The sequence below is a fragment of the Streptomyces sp. SAS_270 genome (assembly GCF_052543295.1).
In genome coordinates this window covers 44,789-57,374 of record NZ_JBMNDS010000019.1, presented here as the reverse complement: position 1 = coordinate 57,374, position 12,586 = coordinate 44,789, and the positions used below count along the sequence as shown (strand labels likewise).

Genomic DNA, 12,586 nt, shown 5'->3' with positions numbered 1-12,586 from the left:
ACATGACCAGCACCGCCGAACCCACCCAGACGCTCTCGGTCGAGCAGCTGTCCGCGACCACGCTGCTGCGCTTCGCGACCGCCGGCTCAGTCGACGACGGCAAGTCCACCCTCGTCGGCCGCCTGCTGCACGACTCCAAGTCGGTCCTCGCCGACCAGCTGGAGGCCGTCGAACACGCCTCCCGCAACCGTGGCCAGGACGCCCCCGACCTCGCCCTGCTCACCGACGGCCTGCGCGCGGAGCGCGAACAGGGCATCACCATCGACGTCGCCTACCGCTACTTCGCCACGGCACAGCGGCGGTTCATCCTCGCCGACACCCCCGGCCACGTGCAGTACACCCGCAACATGGTGACGGGTGCCTCCACCGCCGAGCTCACGGTGATCCTGGTGGACGCCCGCAACGGCGTCGTCGAGCAGACCCGCCGCCACGCGGCGATCGCCGCCCTGCTCCGCGTCCCGCACGTCGTCCTCGCCGTCAACAAGATGGACCTCGTGGAGTACAAGGAGTCCGTCTTCGCCGCGATCGCCGAGGAGTTCACGGCGTACGCGAGCGAGCTCGGCGTCCCGGAGGTCACCGCGATCCCGATCTCGGCGCTGGCCGGCGACAACGTGGTGGACCCGTCCTCGAACATGGACTGGTACGGCGGCCCGACGTTCCTGGAGCACCTGGAGACGGTGCCGGTCAGCCACGACCTGGCGCACTGCCATGCCCGGCTGCCCGTGCAGTACGTGATCCGCCCGCAGACCGCCGAGCACCCCGACTACCGCGGGTACGCGGGCCAGATCGCGGCCGGTACGTTCCGGGTCGGCGACAGCGTGACGGTGCTGCCCTCCGGCCGTACGTCGAAGGTCACCGGGATCGACCTGCTGGGCGAGCCGGTGGCCGTGGCGTGGACCCCGCAGTCGGTGACGCTCCTGCTGGAGGACGACATCGACATCTCGCGCGGCGACCTGCTCGTGCCGGCCAAGGACGCGCCCGCCACGACCCAGGACGTGGAGGCGACCGTCTGCCATGTCGCCGACGCCCCGCTGACCGTCGGCCACCGGGTCCTGCTCAAGCACGGCACCCGCACGGTCAAGGCGATCGTCAAGGACATCCCGTCGCGGCTGACCCTCGACGACCTCTCGCTGCACCCGCACCCCGGGCAGCTGGTCGCGAACGACATCGGCCGCGTCAAGATCCGTACGGCCGAGCCGCTGCCGCTCGACGCGTACGCCGACTCCCGCCGTACCGGCTCGTTCATCCTGATCGACCCGGCGGACGGCACCACCCTCACGGCGGGCATGGTCGGCGAGTCCTTCGCCGCGCCGGAGCCCGTCAAGGACGAGTCCGACGACGACGGCTGGGACTTCTGACATGACGTCCACCGACTTCTACTCCACGTTCGCGAAGGAGGGCGGCCGCGTCGGCAGCGGCGCCCTCGGCAGCGGGCAGGGCGGGGTCGGGCGATGTGCGTGCTGACGTACGCGCACTGCCTGCGCGCCCCGTCCCCCCACCCTGCGTCTTGGACAAGACGAAGACCTGCCGACCTCCCGGCCACGAACTGAACCCGTGACCGCCGGGCCAACGAGAGGAACCCCTCCCGTGCCTGCCATCCGCTCCGCGCTTCTCCGCCGCGGCATTGCCGTCGCCACCGCGCTCCCCCTCCTCGCCCTCGCCGCCTGCAGCTACGGCTCCGAGGCCAAGGACGACACCAAGGCGAAGGTCGCCGCCGGGTCGAAGAAGATCGACGGTCTCGACACCGTGAAGATCGGCTACTTCGGAAACCTGACGCACGCCACCGCGCTGGTCGGCAACCAGAAGGGCATCTTCCAGAAGGCCCTCGGCGCCACCGAGGCGAAGTACTCGATCTTCAACGCGGGTCCCTCCGAGATCGAGGCGCTCAACTCCGGTTCGATCGACATCGGCTGGATCGGCCCCTCCCCGGCGATCAACGGCTACGTCAAGTCCGACGGCAAGAGCCTGCGCATCATCGGCGGTTCGGCGTCCGGCGGTGTGAAGCTCGTAGTCAACCCGAAGAAGATCAAGTCCCTGAAGGACGTCAAGGGCAAGAAGATCGCGACCCCGCAGCTCGGCAACACGCAGGACGTCGCGTTCCTCAACTGGGTCGCGGAGCAGGGCTGGAAGGTCGACGCGGAGAGCGGCAAGGGCGACGTCTCGGTCATCCGCACCGACAACAAGATCACCCCGGACGCCTACAAGTCCGGCTCCATCGACGGCGCCTGGGTGCCGGAGCCGACCGCGTCCAAGCTGGTCGCCGAGGGCGGCAAGGTGCTGCTCGACGAGTCGACGCTGTGGCCCGACAAGAAGTTCGTGATCACGAACATCATCGTGTCGCAGAAGTTCCTCAAGGCCCACCCGAAGGTCGTCGAGGCCGTGCTCAAGGGCTCGGTCGAGACCAACAAGTGGATCAACGCCAACCCGGACGAGGCGAAGGCGTCGGCGAACGCCCAGCTCAAGACGGACTCCGGCAAGGAACTGCCGGCCGCCGTCCTGGACCCGGCGTGGAAGTCCATCCAGATCACCAACGACCCGCTGGCGTCCACCCTCAACACCGAGGCGGCGCACGCGGTCAAGGCGGGCCTGCTGGAGAAGCCCGACCTGACCGGGATCTACGACCTGACGCTGCTCAACAAGGTCCTCAAGGCCGCTGGTGAGAGTGCGGTCGACGACGCCGGTCTCGGCACCAAGTAACCCTGCACACCGATGAGTTCCCAGGAGGTGACGACCATGGCAACAACCCTCGCCAAGGACGCCGACGCCACCGTGTCGGTGGAGCACGCCGCGCGGATCGAGCACGTCTCGAAGTCCTTCTCCGGACCCGCCGGGCGGCAGCTCGTCCTCGACGACATCACCCTTGATGTCGCGCCGGGCGAGTTCGTCACCCTCCTGGGGGCCTCGGGCTGCGGCAAGTCGACCCTGCTGAACCTGGTCGCGGGCCTCGACGCCCCGACCGCGGGCAGCATCACGACGCACGGCCGCCCGGCCCTGATGTTCCAGGAGCACGCCCTCTTCCCGTGGCTGACCGCGGGCAAGAACATCGAACTCGCCCTGAGGCTGCGGGGTGTCGCGAAGTCCGAGCGGCGCGACCGGGCCGAGGAGCTGCTCGAACTCGTCCGGCTCAAGGACGCGTACGGCAAGCGGGTGCACGAGCTGTCCGGCGGTATGCGCCAGCGCGTCGCGATGGCCCGCGCGCTCGCCCAGGACAGCCAACTGCTGCTGATGGACGAGCCGTTCGCGGCTCTCGACGCCATCACCCGGGACGTGCTGCACGACGAGCTGACCCGGATCTGGAAGGAGACGGGACTCTCCGTCCTCTTCGTCACGCACAACGTGCGCGAGGCGGTGCGCCTCGCGCAGCGGGTGGTGCTGCTCTCCTCCCGTCCGGGCCGGATCGCGCGCGAGTGGACCGTGGAGATTCCGCAGCCGCGCCGCATCGAGGACGCCGACGTCGCGGAGCTGTCCATCGAGATCACCGAAGAACTGCGTGGGGAGATCCGCCGTCATGGCCAGCACTGAGACCCCGGGGACGGGCCCTTCCGCCACGGACGCCCATGTCAAGGACAACTACGAGCTGTTCGGTCTGGAGGCCGGCCTCGACGCCCTCGAAGTCGGTGTGATCGGACGCAGGCCGCTCCCGCAGCGGGTCGGGCGCACGCTTCGGGAGAAGACTCTGCCGCCGGTCGTGGCGATCGTGGTGCTCCTCGCGATCTGGCAGGCGCTGATCTCGTTCAAGATCGTGGACGACCCGAGCAAGCTGCCCTCGCCCGGCGCCGTGTGGGGCGAGGTCGAGGACGCCTGGCTGGAAGGCAAGCTGCTCGGCTACATCTGGACGAGCGTCTCGCGCGGTCTGTTCGGCTTCCTGCTGGCGCTCGCCATCGGCACCCCGCTGGGTCTGGTGGTGGCCCGGGTGAAGTTCGTGCGTGCGGCGATCGGTCCGATCCTGTCGGGTCTCCAGTCGCTGCCGTCGGTGGCCTGGGTGCCGCCGGCCGTCATCTGGCTCGGCCTCGAGCCCTCCATGATGTACGCGGTGATCCTGCTGGGCGCCGTCCCGTCGATCGCCAACGGCCTGGTGTCGGGCGTCGACCAGGTGCCCCCGCTGTTCCTGCGGGCGGGCCGGACGATGGGCGCGACGGGCCTGCGCGGCACATGGCACATCGTCCTGCCGGCGGCCCTGCCGGGTTACGTCGCCGGCCTCAAGCAGGGCTGGGCGTTCTCCTGGCGCTCGCTGATGGCGGCGGAGATCATCGCCTCCTCCCCCGAACTGGGCGTCGGTCTCGGCCAGCTGCTGGAGAACGGCCGCACCGCCAGCTCCATGTCGATGGTCTTCCTGGCCATCTTCCTCATCCTGTTCGTCGGCATCGCCATCGACCTGCTGATCTTCAGCCCGGTCGAGCGGTGGGTGCTGCGCACTCGCGGTCTCCTCGTGAAGAGCTGAACTCCCATGCCCGCCCCGGTCCTTCTCGTCATCGCCCACGGCAGCCGCGATCCGCGGCACGCCGCGACGGTGCATGCGCTGGTACGGCGGGTGCGGGCGCTGCGTCCGGGCGTGCGGGTGGAGACCGGCTTCCTGGACTTCAACATCCCGTCGGTGCAAGGAGTGTTGGAGTCCCTGGATGCGCAGGGCGTGCGGGATGTGGTGGCGCTGCCGCTGCTCCTGACCCGCGCCTTCCACGCGAAGGCCGACATCCCGGCGGTGCTGCGGGACGCGCCGGCGCGGCTGCGCATCCGGCAGGCGGAGGTGCTCGGCCCCTCGCCCCTGCTCACCTCCGCCCTCGAACAACGGTTGTACGAGGCCGGGCTGAGCCCCGCCGACAAGTCCTCGACCGGGGTCGTGCTGGCCTCGGCGGGGTCCACCGACCCGGAGGCGATCGCAGTGATCGCTGACATCGCGCGGGAGTGGCGGCACACCGGTTGGTGCGCCGTGCGGCCTGCGTTCGCCTCCGCTTCTCTTCCGCGCACCGAGGACGCCGTGCGCGAGCTGCGCGCCCTCGGGTGCGCCCGGGTCGCCGTAGCCCCCTATGTCCTCGCGCCCGGCTTCCTGCCGGACCGCATCGCGCGGGGCGCCGCCGAGGCGGACGTACTGGCCGATGTGCTGGGGCCCGCGCCTGAGGTGGCCCGTGTCCTGCTGGAGCGTTACGACGAGGCGCGCAGGCCCGCCCTGACGGCGCTCGGGGCCTGACCCGAGCGCCGCCGCGCCGTGCCCGGGTCAGGGCTTGGTGGTCGCCGTCACGGTGGCTGTCGGACCGGTGCCCGCCGCGGTCACAGCCGCGATGGTGACGGTGTACGAGGTGCCGGGCGCGAGCCCGCCGAGCACCCGGAACATGCCCTTGGCCGACGGCTGGGTCACCAGGACGTCCCGTCCCCTGACGTCGATCGGGGCACGGCCGTCGGAGACGGTGACGCGGTAGCCGATCACCTTGGCGTCGCCGGTGGCCGTCGGCGGCGTCCAGGCCACGGTCGCCGCCGTGGACGCCGCACGCAGCTTGGGACCCGTGGGGGCGCCCGGCAGCGCGTGCACGGCGGTGGGGGTCAGCGGGAGCGAGGCCGGCGACGGGGCGCTCGCGCCGTGGGCGTTGCGCGCGGTGACGGTGACCGTGAACGGGCCGCCGGACGCCGGGAGTCCACCGATGCGGACGAGGGCGGTGCGCTTGAACTCGGTTGCGCTGACGCTCTGTTCGCCGGCTTGACTGCCCCTCGCGTCATAGGCGCGCGCCGTGTAGCCCGTCACGGGTGAGCCGCCGTCCGCGAAGCTCGGGTTGAAGGTGACCTGGAGGGCGTCGGCGCCTGCCGTGCCGGTGCCGACGCGCGAGGGCGCCTCGGGGGCGGCCGCCGCTCCGATCTTCCGGTTCAGCAGTCCTCGGTGAGCCGGTTCGAGTCCCGCGTTCGCCAGCACCTGTGACGGTACGTCGGACGGCGTGGCCATGATTTTGTTGCCGCTGGTCACGAGGCCCTTGTTGTCCCCGTCGGCCGTTCCTTCCTCCCACCAGTTGCCCTTGATGAGGGTGGGATCGTTGTTGCCGAGGCCGTCCCGGTAGTCGGTGTGCCGCGATCCGACGTTGGCGTACGCAGCGCCGTAGAGGACGTTGCCCTCGATGGTCTCGTAGGTGCAGCCGTTGTCGGTGTAGACGCTCTTGCCGAGGCCCAGCTGGTCGTGGATGACGTTGCCGGTGACCTTCTCGCCGTCGGCCGTCGAGGTGCCGGTCAGACCCTGGGTGTAGATGCCGCCGCCGTCGTCGAGCATCTGCATGTAGTCGGAGATCAGGTTGTCGCGGACGGCGTTGTCGTGGCTGGGGTTCGCGGTCGCCGGATCGCCGATCTTGTCGGGCCAGCCGCCCCAGCCCATGGAGATCGCGCTGTAGCCGACGTGGTCGATCTGGTTGTGGGCGATGGTGTTGTGCCGGGTGTACCCGTTGAGGATCGCCACGCCGCCGTGGTACTCGCGAGGCAGCCCGTAGAGGTGATTGTTCGTCACCTGGACGCCGGTGGCGGGTGTCTGGCCGTCCACGCCGCCGATCTCCAGGCCGTTGCCGGAGATGTCGGTGAAGATGCTGCCGCTGACGGCCGAGTCCGCGGAGCCCGCGCCCAGATCGAGCCCGGAGGCGCCGAGGTGGGCGAAGACGTCGTCGCTGAACTCGATGCGCTGTCCGTGGGCGAAGGACACGTTGCCCGGCATCTTCGTCCAGGACGCGAACGGGCAGGTGCCGCCCTCGACGTACTGGCACAGGCCCTGGGTGGCCCAACCCTTGTCACCCGTGATGGTGTAGCCCGCCTGGATCTCGGAGAAGCCCTCGGGCCGGGAGGGGGTGAGCCAGGTCGCGTAGCTGAACTGCAGCCCGCGGAAGGCGACGTCGTGGACGGGTGCGGAGGCAGTGCCGCGGCCGTCGACCAGCTTCTCGGCCTGTGCCAGCTCGATGTCGGCGCGGGTCGGGTCCTCGCCCGCGCGGGGCAGGTAGTAGACCCGGTGCTCGGTCCGGTCGAGATACCACTCGCCGGGCTGGTCGAGGAGTTCGTAGGCGTTCTCGATGTACGTGGCGCGGCCGCCGTTGGTGAGACGGCCGGGCCCGACCATGCTGACCGTGCGGCCCGGGATGTCGGGGAACTCCACGCGTTTGTTGGAGTTGTCCCAGCACGGCTGGGCCATCGTGATCGTGGTGCCCTCGGCGGCGGCGATGCGGCAGCGCGGCTCGGTCCACTGGCCGAGGCCGTTGCGCTCGATGTTCCACAGGGCTTCGCCACTGGTGTAGACGAACTCGGCGTCGGACGGGTGCTTCCAGTGTGCGAGTGTGCCGGAGGACGCCGTGTACCCGGTGGCGGTCTGGGTGAGGGCGACGGGCACGGCGCCGCGGGCCCGCTGTGCACGCACCCCGTCGACGTACAACTGCCGTGTGTCGGTGAGCCCTTGGGGCGCGGGCGCCGACCAGAGGCCGGGGCGGCCCTCGTCCTTCTGCCAGCCGGCGACCTTGCGGCCGCCGCTGACGACGGTGTTCCCGGTGCCCTGCCACACGACCTTGTGCCCGTTCGCGCCCGAGTCCCGGGCGTCGAGGACGAGCGGCTTCGACCGGCGGTAGGTGCCGGCGGCGAGGTGGACGGTGAGGTCGCCGTCCAGGTCGGCGACGCGGTCCCGGGCGAGGTCGCGGGCGCGTTCCAGCGTGCGTACGGGGTGCTGGACGGTGCCGTTCGCTTGGTCGTCCCCGGACGGGGACACATAGAGATCGGAGGACCCGGCGGCCCCGGTCGCGGTTTCGGCGCCGGTGACCCCCAGGGCCAACAGTGCGGAAACCAGGGTGATCACGGCGGCTCTTCGGCGCGCGGGCATGTTCCCTCCCAGGGATCAGCCGTACCTGACCCCGGAAAGGTAGGAGCATTGAAGGGACGCCGTCAATGAATCGGACACGTAAGCCCGAAAACCCGCTGGGAATGGCGCGGGCGAGGCGCCACGGGTTCCAATTCATCGGACCATGGTTCAGGTTGCTGACCTGCGTTCAGTCGAAGGACAGCCCTCCGGTCCGTGTCCGCTTCAGCTCGAAGAAGTCGGGGTGCGCTGCCAGCACCCGGAAGCTGTCGAAGAGTTCGGCCGCCTTCTCGCCCCGCGGAATGGCCCGCAGCACAGGGCCGAACCACACTGTTCCATCGACATGAATGGTGGGAGTCCCCACATAACCGTCCGAGTCGGACTCCATGCCCGCCTCGTGACTGCGCCGTACGGCCTCGTCGTACGCGGAGTCGTGGGCCGCGGCGGCGAGTTCGGCCGGAAGTCCGACCTCGGCGAGCGACTCGGCGATCACCACGTCGAAGTCCTCGATCTTCCGCTCGTGGATGCGGGTGCCGAAGGCCGTGTAGAGCTCGCGCAGCACCTTCGTGCCGTGCTGCTCGGCCGCAGCCACGGCGACCCGCACCGGGCCGATCGACTTGTCGACCAACTCCCGATACCAGTCCGGGAGTTCATTGCCGACATTGTGCAGATACAGGCTCATCGCACGGAAGCGGAGGTCGAGCGGCCGGGTGCGTTCGACCTCCAGCATCCAGCGGGAGGTGATCCAGGCGAAGGGGCAGGCGGGGTCGAAGTAGAAGTCGACACGGGTCGGCGATCCGGAGTTGTTCTCGGTGGGCGTCATGCGGTCGACGCTACCCGCCGAGTGGCACAGAATCCCGATCCAATTCCGCAGTTCTTTACTGGTCCACTTCTTGGACGAGGGCGGCGGCCCGGCGCGGGTCCCGACCGCTCTCGGCCAGCGCGCGCTCGAACGCGGACGCGTCGTCCGGTACGGACACCGGGTCGGCGAAGCCGTCGTACTGCCGGTACAGCTCGGCGTGCTTCTCGACCACCTCCAGGACGAAGCCGGCCGCCGCGTCCGAGATACGGAACTCCTGGCCGGTGACGGTGGCCACGTCCCAGCCGTGGACCGCCAGCTCCTTCACGATCATCGACGCGATCTCGGCCGCGGGCATCTTCGCCATGCCGAGGTCCACCTCGCCCTCCCACACCGCCGGGTCGTCCCAGGCGGCGACGGCACGGTCGAGCTGCTCGGCGTACGCCTGCGCCCAGTCGGGCCCGGCCGTGAAGTCGCGTCCGGTCAGCTCCTCGGGGAGCTGCTTGCGCAGGGCGCGGTGCTCCAGACCGTGCGAGGTGTAGAGGACCCAGTGGTTCACCAGGGTGCGGACGTCCCAGTCCCCGCAGAGGCTGGGTCCTGACAGCCGCGTCGCCGTGACCCCCCGGGCCACCCGGGCGGCCTCGGCGGCGCATTCCACCATGTACGGATGCACGTTCTTGTACGCGTTGTTCATGCGCTCCACGCTAGGAGCGCAGCGGTCGGTCCTCTTGAACAAACGCGACAGCCTCGTCCGCGAGGTGCACGAGTTCCGCGACCGCCATCGAGCCCGCCTGTCTGCGCTCGCGCGCGAAGGTGTTCGCGAGGCGCTGGAGCAGTTCGTTCAGCGGGGTGGGTACGCCGTGCAGCCGGCCCAGAAGTGCGATCTCGCCGTTGAGGTAGTCGGCCTCGATGGTGCCGGTGCCTCGGTTCAGGGACTGCCAGGAGGAGCCGGCGCCGCGCGGGGAGCCGTCGAACGGTTCGAAGCGGATCCTGTCGCCCCGGGCCTCCTTCTGCTCCTCCTCGCTCGCGTACGCGATCCCGGCCGCGGCCAGCACGGCTTCGCCCTCGGCCCGGACCCGTTCGTAGAGCTTCAGGCCCTCCTCGCCGGCGAGGACCCCGCTGACCGCCTCGATCGAGTTCGCCAGGTTGCCGAGCAGCTTGGCGTACTGCCAGCGCGTCACGTCGGGCACGACCGGCGCCTCGAAGCGGGACTTCTCCAGGTCGGCGGCGATACGGCGGGCCGTGCCGTCCGTGCCGTGCGGGAAGCGGCCGATGTGCAGGATGCCGGTGAGCGGGGCGCCGGCCGCGGAGACGACGCCCGGTTCCACGAAGGTCGCGGGCAGCCAGACGCAGACGCCGTACACACGGCAAAAGCGGCGGAGCGCGAGGCGCTGGCTCTCCACGCCGTTCTGCGCGCAGACGAGGGGCAGTTGCCCGGCCGCCGTGCCCTTGCCGCCCGCCACCGGGACGGGGGCCCAGGTGTCCAGGGCTGCCGCGCTGTCCTGCGTCTTCACGGACAGCACCAGGACGTCGTCCGTGCGCAACTCGCCGAGCGCCTGCGGTCCGTCGACGACGGGCAACCGGTACGTGAGCTCGCCCTCGGGCGTTCTGAAGCGCAGGCCGTGTTCGGTGAGCGCCGCGTGCTGCGCTCCGCGCGCGACGAGCACCACCTCGTGGCCCGCTCCGGCCAGGCGGCCGCCGATGGCTCCGCCGACCGCCCCTGCTCCGATGATGATGTAGCGCATGCGCCCCAGCCTCGCACAGCTGCGTGCACCATCCACGGGATTCCTCGCCCCCTCCGCCCCTTCCCGTCCCGGAACCCGGGGGCTGCGCCCCCAGACCCCCCTGTCGGCTAGAAATAGCCCCTCCGGCGTTTGAGGAGCGGGGGTCCAGGGGCGGAGCCCCGGGAGACGGGACGGGTAGGGGCGGAGGGGGCGAAAACCCCGTAGGGCCCCCACCCCCGCCCCCGTTGACCTTCCCCCAAGGGCAGACCTCAGCCTCGTCGTCATGGACCTCCACCTCACGCAGACCCCGTACAGCGACCCCGGTGACCTCGACGTCGGCGGGCTTCCACGAGAGCCCGGCCAACTGGCCTCCCTCGTCCGGGGGTTGATCATCCACCGCCTGGAGGGCGAGCGCTTCGGGTACGCCATCCCCGAGCAACGCCTGCACGTGGACGCGGAGTCGCGCTACGTGACCGAGCTGCTGCGGATCCTGCGCGAACGCGGCGACGCGCCGCTCACCGAGCGACGGGCGCCCGAGCAGCGTTTCGTCGGCACCTGCCGGGACTTCGCACTGCTCCTGTGCTCGCTGCTGCGGGCGACGGGGACACCGGCCAGGATCCGCGGCGGCTACGCCACGTACTTCGTCGAGGGCTTCCACGACGACCACTGGGTCACCGAATACCGTCTGCCGGACGGGAGTTGGCGACTGATCGACCCGCAGGTGCACGGAGGCGACCACGACGTACCCTTCGACCCGCTGGACGTGCCGAGGGACCGCTTCGTCGTGGCCGGGCAGGCCTGGCAGGCGTGCCGGGCCGGGAAGGCCGACCCGGAGACGTTCGGGGTGTGGGCCGTGGACGGACTGCGCGGAATGTGGCTCGTCCTCAACAGTGTCGTACTGGACCTCGCCGCGCTGAACGGCACGGAACCACTGCCGTGGGACGGCTGGGGACTGGCGGGGCCGCAGCGCTACGACTCGCTCACCGAGGACGACTTCGCGCTGATCGACACGGTGGCCGAGGCGCGTGCGCCCGAGGACCTCCGCCGGCTCCACGCACACCCCCTGCTGGCCGTGCCGGGCGAGATCCTCTCCCACTCGCCCTACCTCGGCCTGCGGCAGGTCACCCTTCCGCGGCGCTGAACACCGTCCCCTGATGGAAGTACAGCAGCCACCCCTCCCCCGTCCGCCGCCACAGCGAACTCCGGTGCGCGCGGCGGCCGTTGTGGTCGGTGTCGAAGGTGAGGTGGACGAGGTCGGGGGCGAGCTGGACGCCCTTCATCTGTGAGGTGACGACGGGCCGGGCGCCCGGCGCGGTGGTCACGGCGAGCGCGGCGATGATCGAGGCGCGGTCCCAGTGCCGGCCCGAGGCGCCGAACTCGTGGAACTCCGGGTGGAGCAGGGCCCCGACCAACTCGGGCGACCGGCGCACCTCCGGGTCGAGGAGGCGCAGTTCGGCTTCGACGGCGGCCTCGACAGCGGGGTTGCGCTCAGGCACCGGTGAGCTCCTCCAGTTTCACGACGGTGTTCCAGTTGCGGGTGGTGGCGGTGAGGCCCTTGAGCAGCCGGGGCTTCGACAGGGCCTCGGCCAGTTTCGAGCGGCCGAGGCCCTCGGGGGCGTACAGGTACAGCTCGCGGTCGCCGAGGCGGAACTCCTCGGGGAGAAAGGCCACCGCGTCGACGGCGGCGAACCGTTCGGCGCCGACGGGCATGGAGAAGTAGGTGACGTGCAACTGCTTGGCCTCCAGTTCGGCGGCCGGGAACGGACACGCCTCGCGTACGGCCTTGAGGTAGGTGTGATCGCGCACGAGCACACCGACGGTGAAGCCGAAGTGCTTCTCGATCGCCTGCGCCAACTCCGCGGCGAGGGAGTCCTCGTCGCCGTGGTCGCTGCCGAAGACGGCGTTGCCGCTCTGCAGATAGGTGGCCACGGAGTCGTACCCGAGTCCCTGCATCAGCGTGCGCAGTTCGGCCATCGGCACCTTCTTGTTGCCGCCCACGTTGATCCCGCGCAGCAGCGCCGCATACATCGTCATCCGCACACCATAAAGCGGCCGCCGTGCCCCATGGGGGTGGGCACGACGGCCGCGGTCAGGAGCGCCGCGTCCCTCGACGATCTTCAGGAGCCCGTCCGGCGTTCCGGCCGACGGATCGGCGATCCGAACCCCTATACGTGTAAGGGGCCCCGTCCTCCTCAGTGGGGAGCCGACCAGGTCCGAGGGGAGGACTCCGACCTCCGCCGGTTCATCGAACAGCACGACGAGACG

The 12,586-nt window shown here is 70.4% G+C and carries 12 protein-coding genes; 6 read left to right on the top strand and 6 right to left on the bottom strand.

Going from position 1 to position 12,586, the window contains the following annotated elements; genetic code table 11:
* The first annotated feature begins 2 nt into the window (after positions 1-2).
* The 5 genes from ACN6LB_RS15715 to ACN6LB_RS15695 all read left to right on the top strand — a co-directional run bounded on the left by ACN6LB_RS15715 (position 3) and on the right by ACN6LB_RS15695 (position 5,185).
* Entirely contained in the window at positions 3-1,358 is a 1,356-nt protein-coding gene (locus tag ACN6LB_RS15715) for a sulfate adenylyltransferase subunit 1 (protein WP_356145097.1), read from the top strand.
* A 229-nt stretch (positions 1,359-1,587) separates the two neighbouring features.
* Positions 1,588-2,697, top strand: coding sequence for an aliphatic sulfonate ABC transporter substrate-binding protein (locus tag ACN6LB_RS15710; RefSeq protein ID WP_445026359.1), 1,110 nt, complete (start codon positions 1,588-1,590; stop codon positions 2,695-2,697).
* 36 nt (positions 2,698-2,733) lie between these two features.
* Positions 2,734-3,522, top strand: coding sequence for an ABC transporter ATP-binding protein (locus tag ACN6LB_RS15705; RefSeq protein ID WP_445026358.1), 789 nt, complete (start codon positions 2,734-2,736; stop codon positions 3,520-3,522).
* Positions 3,509-4,441 carry an ABC transporter permease gene (locus tag ACN6LB_RS15700; protein ID WP_445026357.1) on the top strand — a complete coding sequence of 311 codons (933 nt, stop codon included), beginning with the start codon at positions 3,509-3,511 and terminating at the stop codon, positions 4,439-4,441. The genes ACN6LB_RS15705 and ACN6LB_RS15700 overlap by 14 nt, the downstream gene beginning before the upstream one ends.
* A 6-nt stretch (positions 4,442-4,447) precedes the next feature.
* On the top strand, positions 4,448-5,185 hold the full coding sequence (locus ACN6LB_RS15695) for a sirohydrochlorin chelatase (RefSeq protein WP_445026356.1): 738 nt from the start codon (positions 4,448-4,450) through the stop codon (positions 5,183-5,185).
* Positions 5,186-5,212: 27 nt separating this feature from the next.
* Here the strand turns inward: ACN6LB_RS15695 and ACN6LB_RS15690 are convergent, their stop codons facing one another.
* From ACN6LB_RS15690 to ACN6LB_RS15675, 4 genes are all read right to left on the bottom strand, one after another.
* Positions 5,213-7,798 (bottom strand): fibronectin type III domain-containing protein, encoded by a 2,586-nt coding sequence (locus ACN6LB_RS15690; protein ID WP_445026355.1) that lies wholly within the window; start codon positions 7,796-7,798, stop codon positions 5,213-5,215.
* A gap of 190 nt (positions 7,799-7,988) precedes the next feature.
* On the bottom strand, positions 7,989-8,621 hold the full coding sequence (locus ACN6LB_RS15685; RefSeq protein ID WP_445026354.1) for a mycothiol-dependent nitroreductase Rv2466c family protein: 633 nt from the start codon (positions 8,619-8,621) through the stop codon (positions 7,989-7,991).
* Positions 8,622-8,676: 55 nt separating this feature from the next.
* Positions 8,677-9,291 (bottom strand): TIGR03086 family metal-binding protein, encoded by a 615-nt coding sequence (locus ACN6LB_RS15680; protein WP_445026353.1) that lies wholly within the window; start codon positions 9,289-9,291, stop codon positions 8,677-8,679.
* Between the two features lie 10 nt (positions 9,292-9,301).
* Positions 9,302-10,342, bottom strand: coding sequence for a ketopantoate reductase family protein (locus ACN6LB_RS15675; RefSeq protein WP_445026352.1), 1,041 nt, complete (start codon positions 10,340-10,342; stop codon positions 9,302-9,304).
* Between the two features lie 262 nt (positions 10,343-10,604).
* Between ACN6LB_RS15675 and ACN6LB_RS15670 the strand changes: the two genes are divergently transcribed.
* Positions 10,605-11,462 (top strand): transglutaminase-like domain-containing protein, encoded by an 858-nt coding sequence (locus ACN6LB_RS15670; RefSeq protein WP_445026351.1) that lies wholly within the window; start codon positions 10,605-10,607, stop codon positions 11,460-11,462.
* Here ACN6LB_RS15670 and ACN6LB_RS15665 read toward each other — a convergent pair.
* The gene (locus tag ACN6LB_RS15665; protein WP_445026350.1) at positions 11,443-11,817 is read right to left on the bottom strand and encodes a nuclear transport factor 2 family protein; all 375 of its coding nucleotides are present in this window, start codon (positions 11,815-11,817) and stop codon (positions 11,443-11,445) included. The genes ACN6LB_RS15670 and ACN6LB_RS15665 overlap by 20 nt on opposite strands.
* Positions 11,810-12,355 carry a DUF1697 domain-containing protein gene (locus ACN6LB_RS15660; RefSeq protein ID WP_445026349.1) on the bottom strand — a complete coding sequence of 182 codons (546 nt, stop codon included), beginning with the start codon at positions 12,353-12,355 and terminating at the stop codon, positions 11,810-11,812. The genes ACN6LB_RS15665 and ACN6LB_RS15660 overlap by 8 nt, the downstream gene beginning before the upstream one ends.
* Positions 12,356-12,586: the final 231 nt, after the last annotated feature.

Bases quoted from the DNA above. Each gene is read 5' to 3' on its own strand.
- ACN6LB_RS15680 (WP_445026353.1), bottom strand. From the start codon at position 9,291: ATGAACAACGCGTACAAGAACGTGCATCCGTACATGGTGGAATGCGCC.
- ACN6LB_RS15695 (WP_445026356.1), top strand. From the start codon at position 4,448: ATGCCCGCCCCGGTCCTTCTCGTCATCGCCCACGGCAGCCGCGATCCG.
- ACN6LB_RS15715 (WP_356145097.1), top strand. From the start codon at position 3: ATGACCAGCACCGCCGAACCCACCCAGACGCTCTCGGTCGAGCAGCTG.
- ACN6LB_RS15700 (WP_445026357.1), top strand. From the start codon at position 3,509: ATGGCCAGCACTGAGACCCCGGGGACGGGCCCTTCCGCCACGGACGCC.
- ACN6LB_RS15705 (WP_445026358.1), top strand. From the start codon at position 2,734: ATGGCAACAACCCTCGCCAAGGACGCCGACGCCACCGTGTCGGTGGAG.
- ACN6LB_RS15685 (WP_445026354.1), bottom strand. From the start codon at position 8,621: ATGACGCCCACCGAGAACAACTCCGGATCGCCGACCCGTGTCGACTTC.
- ACN6LB_RS15660 (WP_445026349.1), bottom strand. From the start codon at position 12,355: ATGACGATGTATGCGGCGCTGCTGCGCGGGATCAACGTGGGCGGCAAC.
- ACN6LB_RS15670 (WP_445026351.1), top strand. From the start codon at position 10,605: ATGGACCTCCACCTCACGCAGACCCCGTACAGCGACCCCGGTGACCTC.
- ACN6LB_RS15675 (WP_445026352.1), bottom strand. From the start codon at position 10,342: ATGCGCTACATCATCATCGGAGCAGGGGCGGTCGGCGGAGCCATCGGC.